This is a genomic window from Arthrobacter sp. NicSoilB11, from assembly GCF_019977375.1.
GTDB lineage: Bacteria > Actinomycetota > Actinomycetes > Actinomycetales > Micrococcaceae > Arthrobacter.
Genome location: NZ_AP024657.1, coordinates 3,768,539 through 3,781,796 on the forward strand (window position 1 = coordinate 3,768,539; position 13,258 = coordinate 3,781,796).

Annotated in this window: 10 protein-coding genes; 2 read left to right on the forward strand and 8 right to left on the reverse strand. The window is 66.1% G+C overall.

The genetic code is table 11. The features are described 5' to 3' along the window. Window positions 1–136: 136 nt before the first annotated feature. Both LDO14_RS17610 and LDO14_RS17615 read left to right on the forward strand, forming a co-directional pair. Complete coding sequence (locus LDO14_RS17610; protein WP_223992729.1) at window positions 137–1,480, forward strand: polysaccharide lyase family 1 protein; 1,344 nt, start codon at window positions 137–139, stop codon at window positions 1,478–1,480. Next, window positions 1,480–3,351 (forward strand): pectinesterase family protein, encoded by a 1,872-nt coding sequence (locus tag LDO14_RS17615; protein ID WP_223992730.1) that lies wholly within the window; start codon window positions 1,480–1,482, stop codon window positions 3,349–3,351. The genes LDO14_RS17610 and LDO14_RS17615 overlap by 1 nt, the downstream gene beginning before the upstream one ends. Window positions 3,352–3,412: 61 nt before the next feature. Here the strand turns inward: LDO14_RS17615 and LDO14_RS17620 are convergent, their stop codons facing one another. The 8 genes from LDO14_RS17620 to LDO14_RS17655 all read right to left on the reverse strand — a co-directional run bounded on the left by LDO14_RS17620 (window position 3,413) and on the right by LDO14_RS17655 (window position 13,205). After that, window positions 3,413–5,206 (reverse strand): FAD-dependent oxidoreductase, encoded by a 1,794-nt coding sequence (locus tag LDO14_RS17620; protein WP_223992731.1) that lies wholly within the window; start codon window positions 5,204–5,206, stop codon window positions 3,413–3,415. Between the two features lie 12 nt (window positions 5,207–5,218). Next, entirely contained in the window at window positions 5,219–6,058 is an 840-nt protein-coding gene (locus LDO14_RS17625; protein ID WP_018770646.1) for an aldo/keto reductase, read from the reverse strand. Beyond that, on the reverse strand, window positions 6,055–6,924 hold the full coding sequence (locus tag LDO14_RS17630) for a TIM barrel protein (RefSeq protein ID WP_134165491.1): 870 nt from the start codon (window positions 6,922–6,924) through the stop codon (window positions 6,055–6,057). Before LDO14_RS17630 ends, LDO14_RS17625 begins: the two co-directional genes overlap by 4 nt. Then, window positions 6,921–8,987 (reverse strand): FAD-dependent oxidoreductase, encoded by a 2,067-nt coding sequence (locus LDO14_RS17635; RefSeq protein ID WP_223992732.1) that lies wholly within the window; start codon window positions 8,985–8,987, stop codon window positions 6,921–6,923. The genes LDO14_RS17630 and LDO14_RS17635 overlap by 4 nt, the downstream gene beginning before the upstream one ends. An 8-nt stretch (window positions 8,988–8,995) precedes the next feature. Next, window positions 8,996–10,120, reverse strand: a complete 1,125-nt coding sequence (locus LDO14_RS17640; protein ID WP_223992733.1) for a Gfo/Idh/MocA family oxidoreductase — start codon at window positions 10,118–10,120, stop codon at window positions 8,996–8,998. Between the two features lie 66 nt (window positions 10,121–10,186). Beyond that, complete coding sequence (locus tag LDO14_RS17645; RefSeq protein WP_223992734.1) at window positions 10,187–10,927, reverse strand: SDR family NAD(P)-dependent oxidoreductase; 741 nt, start codon at window positions 10,925–10,927, stop codon at window positions 10,187–10,189. Then, window positions 10,924–11,835, reverse strand: coding sequence for a shikimate dehydrogenase (locus LDO14_RS17650; protein WP_018770651.1), 912 nt, complete (start codon window positions 11,833–11,835; stop codon window positions 10,924–10,926). Before LDO14_RS17650 ends, LDO14_RS17645 begins: the two co-directional genes overlap by 4 nt. After that, window positions 11,832–13,205 carry an MFS transporter gene (locus LDO14_RS17655; protein WP_223992736.1) on the reverse strand — a complete coding sequence of 458 codons (1,374 nt, stop codon included), beginning with the start codon at window positions 13,203–13,205 and terminating at the stop codon, window positions 11,832–11,834. Before LDO14_RS17655 ends, LDO14_RS17650 begins: the two co-directional genes overlap by 4 nt. Window positions 13,206–13,258: the final 53 nt, after the last annotated feature.

A 13,258-nucleotide genomic window follows, 5' to 3' on the forward strand; every position in this document is an offset into this window, starting at 1 on the left:
TTGCCGAGAAACCGTTTTCTGGATATGGTCCTTGTCAGCGCTCACAAATGTCGGCGGCATAGTGGCCCCGGTCCTGGGCGCAGTTCATTCCAATGACGGAAGAGAGAACATGCGAAAAAGCAGTACGCACTTATCCATGTCTGCAGCCATTGCCATTGCAGGAGCACTCCTCGTTGCCGGACCGGCAGGAGCTTCCCCAGTTCCAGTGGCGGATCCCACGGCCCAGACCGCCCAGACGCCGCTTGAGCGCCAGATTCTTCCCACTGGAAACGGCTGGGCATCCGAAGGTACTGGAACCACCGGCGGCTCGGCAGCAGAGGCCGCCAATGTTTACGACGTCTCCACAAAGGCGGAACTGTTGGCTGCATTCGCCACCGGCGGCAACCAGCCCAAGATTGTCCGTGTCCACGGCAGCATCGACGCCAACACTGCCGCGGATGGTTCGCCACTCACCTGCGAAAGCTACGCGGACGGCACGAACTACAGCCTGGCGCAGTACCTCGAGGATTTTGATCCGGCAACCTACGGCCGGGACCGCAAGCCGGAGGGCCCGCAGGAGGACGCGAGGCGCCTGGCCGCCGCAAAGCAGGCGAAGACCATCCGGTGGGACATCCCAGGCAACACCACCATCGTCGGTGCCACTCCCGGCAGCAGCATCACCGGCGCAGCCCTCCGCATCAACGGAGCCAGCAATGTCATCGTCCGTAACCTCACCCTGCGGGACGCTGCCGACTGCTTTCCCGCGTGGGATCCCACAGATGGCACTGAGGGGAACTGGAACAGCGAATACGACCTGCTGCAAGTCATCAACAAGGCCACGCACGTCTGGATCGACCACTCTGCTTTCACGGACGCCCCCAATCTCGACAGCTCCCAGCCGCTCTACTTCGGCCGCCCCTACCAGGTGCATGATGGCGCCGTCGATGTCACCAACGGATCGGACCTGGTAACCATGTCCTACAACCGGTTCTCCGACCACGACAAGCTGCTGCTGATCGGCTCCACCGATTCGCCCACGCGCGGGGACCCCGGCAAACTGCGGGTCACCATCCACCACAACGTCTTTGAAAATGTGGGCCAGCGCGCGCCACGCGTCCGGTTCGGCCACGTGGACGTGTACAACAACCACTACAAGGTGACCGAAGACAGCGCCATCCCCTACGAATACAGCCTGGGTGCCGGGTTCAGCTCACACCTCTACGCGGAGGCGAACGCCTTCACGCTTCCAGCCGGCGTTGATGCGGCGGAGATCATCGGCCGCTACAAGGGAACGGCCATTACCACCACCGCCAATGCAGTCAATGGCAAGATCACCGACATTCGCGCCGAGTACAACGCCGCCGCGGCGCCCGCAGACCAGCTGGCCGAGGACACGTCCTGGATACCTGCCCTGCGCACCCAGGTCCACCCGGCCCAGGCCGTGCCGGCACTGCTCAAGGACTCCACGGGCCCGGTCTTCACGGCCGGAGGCGACCTCTGATGGCTGCCATCCTGCCCAGCCGCCGCAGCGTCCTGACAGCGCTGGCACTCACCGCCGGCGCCGCAGCCTTCCCTGGCACGGGCATGGCGGCGGCCTTCGCCCAAGCTGGCCCCGACCCCACGAAACCCCGCAACAGGCCGGTCATCTTCGTGGTCGGGGACTCGACGTCGTCGGCCTACCAGCAGTCCGAGCGCCCCCGCGCCGGTTGGGGCCAGGCCCTGCCACTCCTGTTGGGGTCGCAGGCAACCGTCTTTGATTACGCATGGTCCGGCGCCTCCTCGAAGAGCTTTGCCGACACCGGGCTGCTGGACCAGGTGCTGACCTTGATGCAGGCGGGCGATTACCTGCTGGTCTCTTTCGGCCACAATGACGAAAAGGTGGCGGACCCAGCGCGCGGAACGCTCCCGGACACCACGTTCAAGGAGTACCTGGGCAGGTACATCGACGGGGCCAGGGCACGCGGGGGAAAACCTGTGCTGGTCACCCCGGTGGAACGCCGCCGCTTCGACTCGTTCGGCAATGCGAAGGACTCCCACGGCGCGTATCCGCAGGCTGTCCGGGAGCTTGCCGCCGCGTCCGGCACTCCTTTGGTGGACCTCACCGCGTCCTCGAAGCAGCTCTGGCAGCAGCTGGGGCCGGAAGGAACCAAGTCGCAGTTCCTTTTCCTGGCTCCCGGCGAGCACCCGCAGTACCCTCAGGGTTCGGAGGACAACACGCATTTCCAAGCCGCCGGCGCGGTGGCGGTGGCCCGCCTCGTGGCACGTGAACTGCAGTCCAAGGAGATCGTCCCGCCGGGCTATTTCCAGAACATCGATGCCGTCACGGAACCCCTGCTCGACATGTACTGGCCGGCCGAGCGGCCCATCGACGTCCCGATGACGCTCGACGTCGGACCCGGCAGGACGTTCGCTACCGTACAGGCCGCCGTGGATTCCGCGCCTGCGGGGAGCCTCCAGCGGGCCGTCATCAGGATCCAGCCCGGCACCTACCGCGAAGCCGTGCGGGTTCCGGCCGACAAGCCGCGGATCTCCTTCATCGGCCAGGGCGGACGTCCCGAGGATGTGGTGCTGGTCTTCAACAACGCGTCCGGCACCCCCAAGCCGGGTGGCAGCGGGAACTTTGGCACCTCCGGCAGCGCGTCCGTCCGGATCGACGGGCCGGACTTTGTGGCCCGGAACCTGACCATCAGCAACGATTTCGACGAGGCAGCCAACACGGGGATGAAGGACCGCCAGGCCGTGGCGCTGCACATCACGGCGGACCGGTCGGTGCTGTCCAACATCAGGCTGTTGGGCAACCAGGACACCCTGCTGGTCAACTCACCGGCTGCAGGCGTCCAGGCCCGTTTCTACTTTGACGGCTGCTATGTGGAAGGCGACGTGGACTTCATCTTCGGCCGCGGAACGGCCGTCTTCAGAGGCTGCGAAATCAAATCCCTGGATCGGGGTTCCACCACCAACAACGGTTACGTGACGGCGGGCAGCCAGGACCTGTCCATCCCGCACGGTTACCTCTTCGACCAGTGCCGGCTGGTGTCGGACGCGGCGAGGGACACCGTCCATCTCGGCAGGCCGTGGCATCCCAGCGGCGACCCGAAAGCCGTTGCCCAGGTCCTGGTGCGGGACTCCTGGCTTGGCGCCCACATCTCCGGCACGCCGTGGACGGACATGAGCGGCTTCTCCTGGCGCGAGGCGCGGTTCCATGAGTACAACAACCACGGCCCCGGCGCGCAGGTTACCCCCGACCGTCCGCAGTTGCCCGCGGCTGAGGCGGCCAAGTACACGACCAGGACCTACCTGCAGGGAAGTGACGGGTGGGCGCCGCAGCTCGCTGGTTCAAGGGCGGATTGCAGCGTGGTGCCTGCCGTTTAGTCCCGGGACGGGAAAGCCCGGTTCCGGCAGGGGAGCCGGGCTCTCGCAGCTTGCACGTCTCTCAGCCTGGATGAACTTGGCTCCCCTGTACTCCCGGTTCGAGGGTGTTGTCGTCTTCATACTCCGTAGCGTCCGCGAGGCGGCGCCCCGCAATGTACCCAAAGGTCAGCGCGGGGCCCAGGTTGATTCCGCCAGCCGGGTAGTGCCCACCCATGACCGAGGCCTGGTCGTTGCCCGCAACGTAAAGGCCGCTGATGGGCTGGCCCTGCGTATCCAGGACCCGTGCGTGATGATCGGCTGCGAGTCCGGCAAAGGTACCGAAGGATCCGGGGACAATTTTCACTGCGTAGAAGGGGCCCTTCTCCAGGGGACGCAGTGAAGGGTTGGGGGTGTTCCCGGGGTCGCCGCCGTACCTGTTGAACTCGGTCTCACCGCGGTTGAAGTCGGGGTCAATGCCCAGGCGGGCATTGGCGTTGAAGGCTGCCACTGTGGCCGTGAGCCCCTGTGGATCAATCCCGCATGCTGCCGCCAGTTCCTCAAGGGTGTTGCCCTTCTTGAGGTAGCCGGACCGTATGTACGGGAAGAGAGGCACCGGCAGGGGTTTCGCCATGCCCAGGGGGAACTTCCGCACGAACGCGGCATCGGCGATTTGCCACGCCTCTACGGGCTCACCCTCGGGGGTCGCATTGAGCAGGCCTTCAACGTAGTCGTAGTAGCCGTTTGCCTCGTTGACGAACCGCTTGCCATCCCGGCGGACTCCGATGCTGCCCGGCTTGGCACGGTCCATGATGTGCGGAAACGTACCGGTCCGTCCGTTCCGGTACGGGACCAGCGACACCGGGCACCATGCAGCGGGCGACGCGACATCGGTCTCGAAGCGTGCCCCAATGGCCTGGGCCATGGTGATGCCGTCCCCGGTGGTTTCCTTCGGTGCCAGTGTCCAATGCTCCCGGCCCGTGGGGTTCCCGGGGAACAGCGCCTTGCGCCGGGAGATGTCATTGGGGAAGCCGCCTGCGGCCAGGACGACGCCGCGGGAGGCATCGATCTGCAGCTCACCTTGCGGGGAACTTACGACGGCGCCCGTCACCGTGCCGGAACCGTCGGTAAGCAGGTGCTTGGCTGGGGTGGAGACGCGGATTTCCACCCCCAGGTCATCTGCCGACTTCAGCAGGCGCCCGGTGAGGGCCGTGCCGTTGACAAGCTGCATGTTCCGGCGGTGTGTGAGGAGGTCCAGGAGGTGGAAGCCCACCCGCCAACCTGCATGGACGATGCCCCTGATGTTGCCACGGGAGGCGGAGAGGAATTTGGTCAGGTCAGGACCCGCCATGATCCCCATTCCAAGGAACGAGGTTTCGTAGAGCTGGTGGCGCATCTTGGCGCGCAGCTCTGGCTTGATCCGGCGGGCGTTCATTGGCTTGGGCCCCACTGAGCGGTGGCCGGCGCCCGCGCCCGGGGTGTTGCCGTAGATGTCCTTGATCTTGGTTCCCGGCACGAACTGGAGGCTTGTCTTGTTCTGGAAGAAGCCAACCATGTGCGGGGCCGCTTCCAGAAAGGCCTCTACCCGCTCCTCCTGATAGTTCCGGCCGAGACAGTGGCGCAGGTATGTACGGAACAGTTCCCGGTCCTCGGCGACGCCGTCGGCCTTGGCCAATGGATTTCCGGGCGTCCAGGCCCACCCCCCGGACCATGATGTGGCCCCGCCGCAGACCTCGGCTTTTTCCACCACAATGACCTTTAAGCCGTGGTAGGCAGCCGTGACGGCGGCGGACAGGCCGCCGGCCCCGGAGCCGACTACCAGGACGTCGCAGTCTATCGTCGGCAGGGCAGATGAAGGTGTTGTTGATGATGCAGTCATTTCGGTGCTTTCTTAATGGAAGAAGGTATCGGAGTCCAGGCGCGGCGGCGCGCCGGTCTCCAGGGCGTCGATGGCCTCAAGCTGTTCCGGTGCCAGGGCAAAGCCGAAAACGTCCAGGTTCTCGCGCTGGCGTTGGCCGTCCGCGGACTTCGGCACCGCCACCCGGCCGTGCTGGACATGCCAGCGCAGGACAATTTGGGCGGGGGTTTTGCCGAGCTGCCGCGCCGGTCCGGTCACCGCAGGATGGCCGAGGAACTTACCGTTGCGGCCCAACGGGCTGTAGGCGGCAGTGACTATCCCGTGCCGACGGTGCCAGGCCAGTTGCGCCGGCTGGCCGTGCTCGGGGTCCACCTGGACCTGGTTCAGCGGGACGGCAAGGCCTGCGTCCTGAACGAGCCGTAGATGCGCCGGCTTGAAGTTGGAGACGCCCCAGGCCCTGATGGAGCCGTCATTGACAAGTTCCTGCAGTCCTTCGCAGGCTTCGACGAACCTCCCCTGGGTTGGGTTGGGCCAGTGAACCAGGAACAAGTCCAGGTAGTCGACGCGGAGCCGCTTTACAGCCTCGCCGAAGGCATCACGCACTCCGCTGCGGCTGTGCCACCGGCTGTTGAATTTGCTGGTGAGGAAAAGGTCTCCGCGCCCGATACCGCTGCGGCGGATCCCCTCCCCCACCGCTTCTTCGTTGCCGTAGTTCTCGGCCGTATCGATATGCCGGTAGCCGTTGCCGATGGCCTGCTGCACCGCCGCTGCGGCGCCCTCACCAGTCAAGGGCCATGTTCCCAGGCCGACGAGCGGAATGCGCACACCCGGCGTAAGCTCCGCCGTCGTGATCTCGCTTGTGGTGGCGCTCATGTCGCGGCCACCGCGCGGACAGAGCTGTTCGGCTGCCTGCTGCCGGCCTGCGCCAGCACAGTGTCAACGCCTGCCTTGAGCCGGCGTGCCCAGCCGAGCTCGCCGAATTCCGCCACGCGCCGGTCCGAGGGCACCTCCGCACTGACCGGAAGTCCGGGCGGCACCGCGGCAACCGCCTCCGCAAGGCCGAACCCGCCCTCGCCGGGAATCCCGCGCTCAGACCGCGACTCTACGACCAGCGCCTCACGGCTGACCGGCCGTGCTGCCGGCCCGTCGCACAACTGCAGGAGCGGCACGAGGTCCGCGTTGGCGCGCAGCTCCTTCCACTGGGCGGCCGCGCCCGGACCGCTGCAGCGGTTGAAATGGAGGGTATCCACCACGATCCCGCAGCCCGCCTGTCGTGCGATGCCCGCTGCATGGGCGATGGAGGCGACCGGCTGGTAGGAGATCGCCTCCAGGGTGGGTGTGATGCCGAAACTTCGACCGTCCTCGGTCATCCGCGCCAGTGTGTCCGTCAGGCGGGTGCTGTCCGGATCGCCGCCGGCCACCGTCAGGGAACTGGCACCGAGTGCCTGGCCGGCTTCCATCATCCGCAGCCACGCGTCGCGCTGGTCGCTTCCGTCAAGAAGCAGGAATTCGATGTCCCGTACGCCGACGCCCGTGTCCTGGATCCGGGCCAGCGTTTCGCGCAGCATCGGTGAACCGGGCTGCAGCTCGTAACGCCGTTCGGACGGCGTTACGGGCCGGACCCGGACGCCGACGAAATCAAAGCCCGCCCGGGCTGCCACGCCAACAAGTTCAGGCGGGGCCGTGTTCAGCAGGGACAGCTGGGCCAGGCCGATGGGCCTGTGCGCATTTCCGGTCATGACGATGCTCCGTTCAGGCTCAATTCGGTGTTTGCGGCGGCGCTGGACGCCAGCAGCCCGGCGATCCTCTGCGCTGCGTCATAGCCGCTCTTGACGGCGTTGGAGGCAATGGCCGGGGCCTGGTCCGCCACGGTCCCGGCCAGCGTCACCGGCACGGTGGCCTGGCGGCCCAGCTCTCCGTCCCGGATCCGCGCCGGGACGGACCCGTCAAGCGGAACCACGGAGCGCGAAACCAGGAGCGGTCCCGGCGCGTCCAGCCACTCCCCCTCGGGAGCCAGGCCCGGACCGCTGATCAGGACCCGGCCGCCGTCGTACTCTTCAATCGTCGAGCCAAGCCGGATCCGTACCCGTGGGTTGGCCTCAAGCCGGGGCACGGCCAGGATCTTGGCCCTCCGCCCGGATTCCGGCGCGATGGCCTCCTGCGGGCCCACCAGCAGGACAGCCGTCCCCCTGTGGGCCAAAGTGTCAGCGACGCTCATGGCGACGGAGTCCGCTCCCCAGATGGTCACGGCATCAGGGACTTCACTGTCTGACGGACCGGCGCCGAGAACCTCCGGGTGCTTGGCGAGCCACTCGCGGACATCCAGAACGTTGGCGGAGTCTGCCCCGGTGAATCCTGCCGCGGGTCGGAGACCCCCCGTTGCCAGCACGACGGCGTCTGCTTCCATGCCGCGGACAAGGTCGTCCAGGCGGCCGGTATTCACGTGGACCCCCAGCCGGACATCGATGCCCAGCCGTGTATTCTCCTCCGCGGACCATTCGGCAAAACGGTGGAAGTCCGGCGTGGACTTCATCCGCTCGGCGAGGGCGAACTGACCGCCCGCGCGGGCGCCGTCGTCGAGGACGGTCACCTGCGCTCCCGCTTCAGCAAGTTCCCGGGCTGCCGTAAGGCCCGCAGGGCCGGCACCCACCACGACAACGCGGGATCCTTCGCGAACGGCAGGTGTGGGAACGGGAACGCGGGAACGTCCCACGGCCGGGTTAACGGTGCAGGTCACCTGGCCGAGCCCCAGGTTGTCGATGCAGACGTTGCAGGCGATGCAGGGACGGTAGCGGCCGCCCTGGAGGACGCCGCCGACGAAAGCCGGGTCGGCGTGGATGGCGCGGGCAAGGCTGACGAAATCGCAGGTTTCCTCCCGGAGTACTTCTTCGATGATGGCCGGGGAGTTCAGGCGCCCCGCCATCCCAAGGGGCAGGCCGAACTGTCGGTACGCCTTGGCGTAGTCAGCGAGGATTCCAGGTTTCCATTCGCCGGATTGCACAATCCATTCGCCGGCTTCGTAGCTGCCGGCGGAGAGGTCCAGGAAGTCCAGGTGCTCCAGGTGGGCCCTGGCGATGATGGCCACCTGCTGCTCGGCGGTGATGCCGTCCGCTGGACCTTCAACAACTGACACCCTCATGCCCACAATGGTGTCCGGGACAGCCGCCCGCACTGCATCGATGACCAGGTTCATGAAACGTTCCGGGGCGGCGAATTCATCCGTGCGGTGGTTGGAAATGGGCGACATGAACTGATGGATCAGGTAGCCGTGGGCGCCGTGGATGTTGATGACGTCGAACCCTGCTTGGACCGCCCGGCGGGCGGCGTGGGCGTAGGCTTCCGCCAGTTCGTGGCACTCTTCCACGGTGAGTTCACGCGGAACCTCGCCGCCGGCCACCTCGCACGCCACCGGTGAGGGCGCCACGTTCCGGAGACCGGACACGGCGGCCTGGGCGGTGCGCCCACCATGGTTGAGTTCGACGGCGGCCAGCGCGCCTTCCGCGTGCAGGGCGTCCGTGAGTCTGCGCAAACCCGGGATCATGGCATCACTGTGCAGGCCCAGCTGGTGGGTGCGGCCCTTGCCGTCGGCGCGGACATACGTGGCCTCGGTGGTGACCATCCCCAGCCCGGCCTTGGCGCGGGTCACCAGATAGTCGATGTACTGCTCGGTGATCCGGCCGTCGGCGGTTCCGTAATTGCGTTCCATGGGAGCGGAGGCGAGGCGGTTACGGAGAGTTTTTGGGGTGCGGCCGTTGCGGCCCAGGGTGAGCGGACGGGCGGCGTGGCGTGTGTTGGATTCCATGACGTTCCTTAGCCTGCAACCCGAACACGGGGCAGGGTATCTGACGGCAGTTGGGTGAAGTGGACGGGTTTGCCGGTACGGGACGATTCGTAAACCGCCAGCAGGATCCGCAGGGCCTTCGTGGCGTCCCGGCCTGTGATGGCCGGTTCGCCTCCTTCACGGACGGCCTGGACAAAATCCTTGACCTGGGAGGTGTGGTGGGGGATGAGTTGGCCATTGATCCTTTCCAGGGGAACGTTCCCCTGCATTCCTTCCGGGTAGGCAGGCTCGGTGCTGACCGTCCCGGATACTGCCCACAGGTCCACCCGCCCGTCGCTGCCTTCCGGGAATTCGGTGAGGGACGCGGAGGCACCGGCCTCCCCCGTGATCCTGACCTGCACGCCAAGGCTCGGGGACACCGCCGTCGACGCTTCAAGGGTGGCCATGGCACCGGAGGTGAAGGTAATGACGGCCGTCGCTGAGTCCTCCACTTCGATGTGCCCGCCGTGCTTGTAGGTGGTGATCTTCCCGTAGACCTCTGCCACATCTCCCATGAACCACTGCAGCAGGTCGATGTAATGGATGGCCTGGGTCATCAGGACGCCGCCGCCGTCGTTGGCCCACGTTCCGCGCCAGGCATCCCGGGAGTAGTACTCCGGTTCGCGGTACAACATCACCGAGCATTGGCCCATGATGGGCCGGCCCAGCGTGCCGTCGTCAATCGCTGCACGGATGCGCTGCGCGGCAGGCCAGAACCGGCGTTGGAAGAGGACGCCCAACTTCACACCGGCATCCCCGCAGGCCTTCACCATCCGCTCAGCCGATGCCAGCTCAATGGCGATGGGCTTTTCGCAAAGAACATGGACCCCTGCCGCAGCGGCCTGCAACACCACATCCTCATGGGTGGGGTGCGGCGTGCAGACGGAGATGATATCCAGGCCCAGGTCCAGGAGCTCCCGGACGGTGTTCACTGCCGCCGGGATCCCCCACGCCCCGGCAGTGCCACGCGCACGGTCCAGGTCGATGTCGCAGACCCCGGCGATGGTGACGTGGTCAAGGGCGCGGAAGGCCTCCAGGTGGTTGCGGGAGATTGCGCCGCATCCTGCGATTCCAATCCGGAGAGGGCGGGCGGTGGGAGGTGGTGCGGTGTTCATCGACTGGTGCCGTCTTTCTGGTGCGGTGGGAAAGTGTGTGGGTCCGGGCGGCCGGCTGGTTCCGGCCTAGTAGGCGGCGCGGCCGCCGGACAGGTCGAAAACGAAGCCAGTGGTGTAGGAGGCCGCCGGCGAAATGATGAATTGGATGAGCGAGGCCGCCTCGGCGGGCGTGCCGAACCTGCCCATCGGGATTTTGGCGGCCTGGGCTGCCTGTTGTTCCTGCGGAACTTCGGCGAAGAGCGGGGTTACAACATTGCCCGGGGCGAGGGCGTTGACGGTGACCCCTGACAGCGCAAACTCCTTGGCGAGGGACTTGACCAGGCCCAGGATCCCGGCTTTGCTGGCAGAGTAGGCGGCCATGTTGGCCACGCCTTCCTTGCCGGCTGTCGAGGAAATGTGGAGCAGCCGGCCGTAGCCTGCTTCTGCCATTCGCGGCAGGACGGCCCGGGAGACGATGAACGCCCCGGTCAGGTTGATCCTGATGATGCGTTCGAAGTCTTCCACGGACATGTCCGCCGCAGGGGACACGGGACCCAGGATGCCGGCGCAGTTCACCACCGCGTCGAGCCCTCCCATGTCCTCCGTTGCGGCGGACACGGCCGCAGCAACGGACTTCGGGTTGGTGACGTCCATGGCCAGTGACGAGGTCCCGGCTTCTCCGGGCCAGGTTGCCGAGGGCAGGTCGGCGCCGACCACCGCCGCCCCGGACGCCCGAAGGCATGACGCCGTCGCACGCCCGATGCCGCTGGCTGCCCCGACCACCAGGCAGCGGGACCCGGTGATGGTGGCCGGTGCCTGGCGTGTCATCGGCTAACCGCCCGTCGGAAGTTGGCAAGCATGCGGTCAGCGTCTGCGGGAATCCCGGTGAAGAGTTCGAAGGCGGCGGCTGCCTGGCCAACCACCATGCGGCCGCCGTCAAGTACAGCGCAGCCCTTGCCACGCGCTGCCCTGATCAATTGGGTTTCGAGCGGCCGGTAGACCACGTCCGCCACCCACAGGCCGGGGTGGATGAGGTCCGGATCCACCGGTGTACCGGGGTGGCCTGTCATGCCGATGGGCGTGGAGTTCACCAGCCCGTCGGCCTCCCGGAGGCTTCCGGCGATGGCATCCGTCCCGCTCACTGACAGCTGGCTGCCCGGGAAGTGCCGGGCGAGCCTGGCGGCGAGATCTTCGGCCCTTGCCGGTTCAATATCAGCAATGACCAGGTTCCTGGTTCCGGCGCTGAGCAGCCCGAAGGCCACTGCCGCACCGGCTCCCCCGGCACCGATCTGAACCACCGAGCCGGTCGTTGCGGTCGGAAGGCCGGCCCGGAGACCGCCGATGAAGCCAACGTGGTCCGTGTTGTGGCCCACCGCCCTTCCGTTGTGGAAAGTGACGGTGTTGACGGCACCGAGGATCCGGGCTTCGGGTGAGAGTTCGTCGAGGCCGTCCTGCACCAGTTGTTTGCTCGGATGGGTGATGTTCAGGCCGTCGAATCCGAGGTCTGCTGCGCGCCGCACCAGTGCCGCGGACCGCTCTGCGGGTTCTCCGATGACGTCCAGATCGATGACTCGGTACGTGTAGGAAAGGCCCAGGCTATCGGCTTCCGCTTCATGTAGGGCCGGGGTCAGTGAGCCGCCGATCCCCGATCCGAGCAGTCCGACGACAAACCGGTGGCCGGTATCGGCTTCACGTGGTTGGAATGACCACAGGCCAGGCAGCGCGAGCTGGCTCATGCCTGCACCTTGGCGGTGGCTGCCGCAGGAATGGCGGACGACGCCGGGTGGCGCGCCAGGTCAGACTTCTTCAGTCCCAGCTGGGCAGTTGGAGTCTTGAAGGTCTCGGGTGCCATCAGCGCAGCGACCGCGGAGATGGCACAGGCCACCGCGGCGAAGGTTGCGACCGGCACCCAGTTGGCTTTGTCCCCACCGATCAGCAGCTCGGAAATGACCGGGGCGAATCCGGCCAGGAGCAGTCCGAACATGAGGCTGATGGCCATGCCCGAGTACCGGACCCTGACCGGGAACTGCTCCGGGAAGTAGGCGGGGTAGATGGAGTTGGTGGACGTGTAGGCGACACCGATCAGCAGGATGCCGGTGAGGAAGATCAGCGGGACGTTCGCGGCGGAGAGGGCCATGAAGAACACGTAGATCATGCCGATCTGCAGCAGCAGCCCGGAGACGAAGACGGGTTTGCGGCCGATCCGGTCCGACAGCATGCCTGCCAGCGGACCCATGGCGACGGCGGCAAGGTTCGCGACGGCGATCACCGTCAGCATGAGTCCCTTTTCCACGCCGACCACCGAGGTGGCGTAGGAGAGGGCGAAGACGTTGATGATGGTGTTGATGATGGTGAACAGCGACATTGCCGTGACGCGGATGACGGTTGCCCAGTGATGCCGGAACAGCGTAACAAGCGGTACCTTGACCACTGCGTCGTGCTCTTTGACTTCCTCGAAGACGGCAGGCTCTTCGAGGAGGCGGCGGAGGATAAAGGCGATGACTGTGACTACTGCGCTGGCGAGGAAGGGGATGCGCCAGCCCCAGGAGAACAGCTGGTCTTCGGGCATGGATGCCACCGGAATAAAGACGAGGGTGGAAAGCACGATGCCGAACATGATGCCGCTCATCGTCCAGCTGGTGTAGAAGGCGCGCTTCCCGTCAGGGGCGTGCTCAAGGGTCAGCGAGCTTGATCCGGGTGATTCGCCGCCCGCCGAAAGTCCCTGCACAAGGCGAAGAACCACGATGAGGATGGGCGCTGCCATCCCGATTTGGCTATAGGTAGGCAGGCAGCCGATGAGGAAGGTCGAGGTACCCATTAGCAGCAGGGTCAGGAGCAGGACCCGCTTGCGGCCGAACCTGTCGCCGAGGTGCCCGCAAACCACTGCTCCGAGCGGGCGGGCGATGTAGGCGACGCCCACCGTTGCAAAGGACAGCAGCATGGCGGAGGGACCGGGCGCGAAGAACAGCTTGCCGAAGATCAGCGCTGCCGCGGAGCCGAAGATGAAAAAGTCGTAGTACTCAAGTGCGCTGCCCACGAAGCCGGATACGGCCGCGATTTTCGCGTTGTTTTTGGGGCGTGCTGGAGCCGATGTCGACACTGACATGGAGTTCCCTTTCTTGTGGTTCGCCGCTTGATGCGGCTGCTCCATCCAGTGTG

What these genes read in the sequence shown, in the direction of transcription:
- LDO14_RS17610 (WP_223992729.1), top strand. Translation starts at nt 137, where the DNA reads ATGTCTGCAGCCATTGCCATTGCAGGAGCACTCCTCGTTGCCGGACCG.
- LDO14_RS17615 (WP_223992730.1), top strand. Translation starts at nt 1,480, where the DNA reads ATGGCTGCCATCCTGCCCAGCCGCCGCAGCGTCCTGACAGCGCTGGCA.
- LDO14_RS17620 (WP_223992731.1), bottom strand. Translation starts at nt 5,206, where the DNA reads ATGACTGCATCATCAACAACACCTTCATCTGCCCTGCCGACGATAGAC.
- LDO14_RS17625 (WP_018770646.1), bottom strand. Translation starts at nt 6,058, where the DNA reads ATGAGCGCCACCACAAGCGAGATCACGACGGCGGAGCTTACGCCGGGT.
- LDO14_RS17630 (WP_134165491.1), bottom strand. Translation starts at nt 6,924, where the DNA reads ATGACCGGAAATGCGCACAGGCCCATCGGCCTGGCCCAGCTGTCCCTG.
- LDO14_RS17635 (WP_223992732.1), bottom strand. Translation starts at nt 8,987, where the DNA reads ATGGAATCCAACACACGCCACGCCGCCCGTCCGCTCACCCTGGGCCGC.
- LDO14_RS17640 (WP_223992733.1), bottom strand. Translation starts at nt 10,120, where the DNA reads ATGAACACCGCACCACCTCCCACCGCCCGCCCTCTCCGGATTGGAATC.
- LDO14_RS17645 (WP_223992734.1), bottom strand. Translation starts at nt 10,927, where the DNA reads ATGACACGCCAGGCACCGGCCACCATCACCGGGTCCCGCTGCCTGGTG.
- LDO14_RS17650 (WP_018770651.1), bottom strand. Translation starts at nt 11,835, where the DNA reads ATGAGCCAGCTCGCGCTGCCTGGCCTGTGGTCATTCCAACCACGTGAA.
- LDO14_RS17655 (WP_223992736.1), bottom strand. Translation starts at nt 13,205, where the DNA reads ATGTCAGTGTCGACATCGGCTCCAGCACGCCCCAAAAACAACGCGAAA.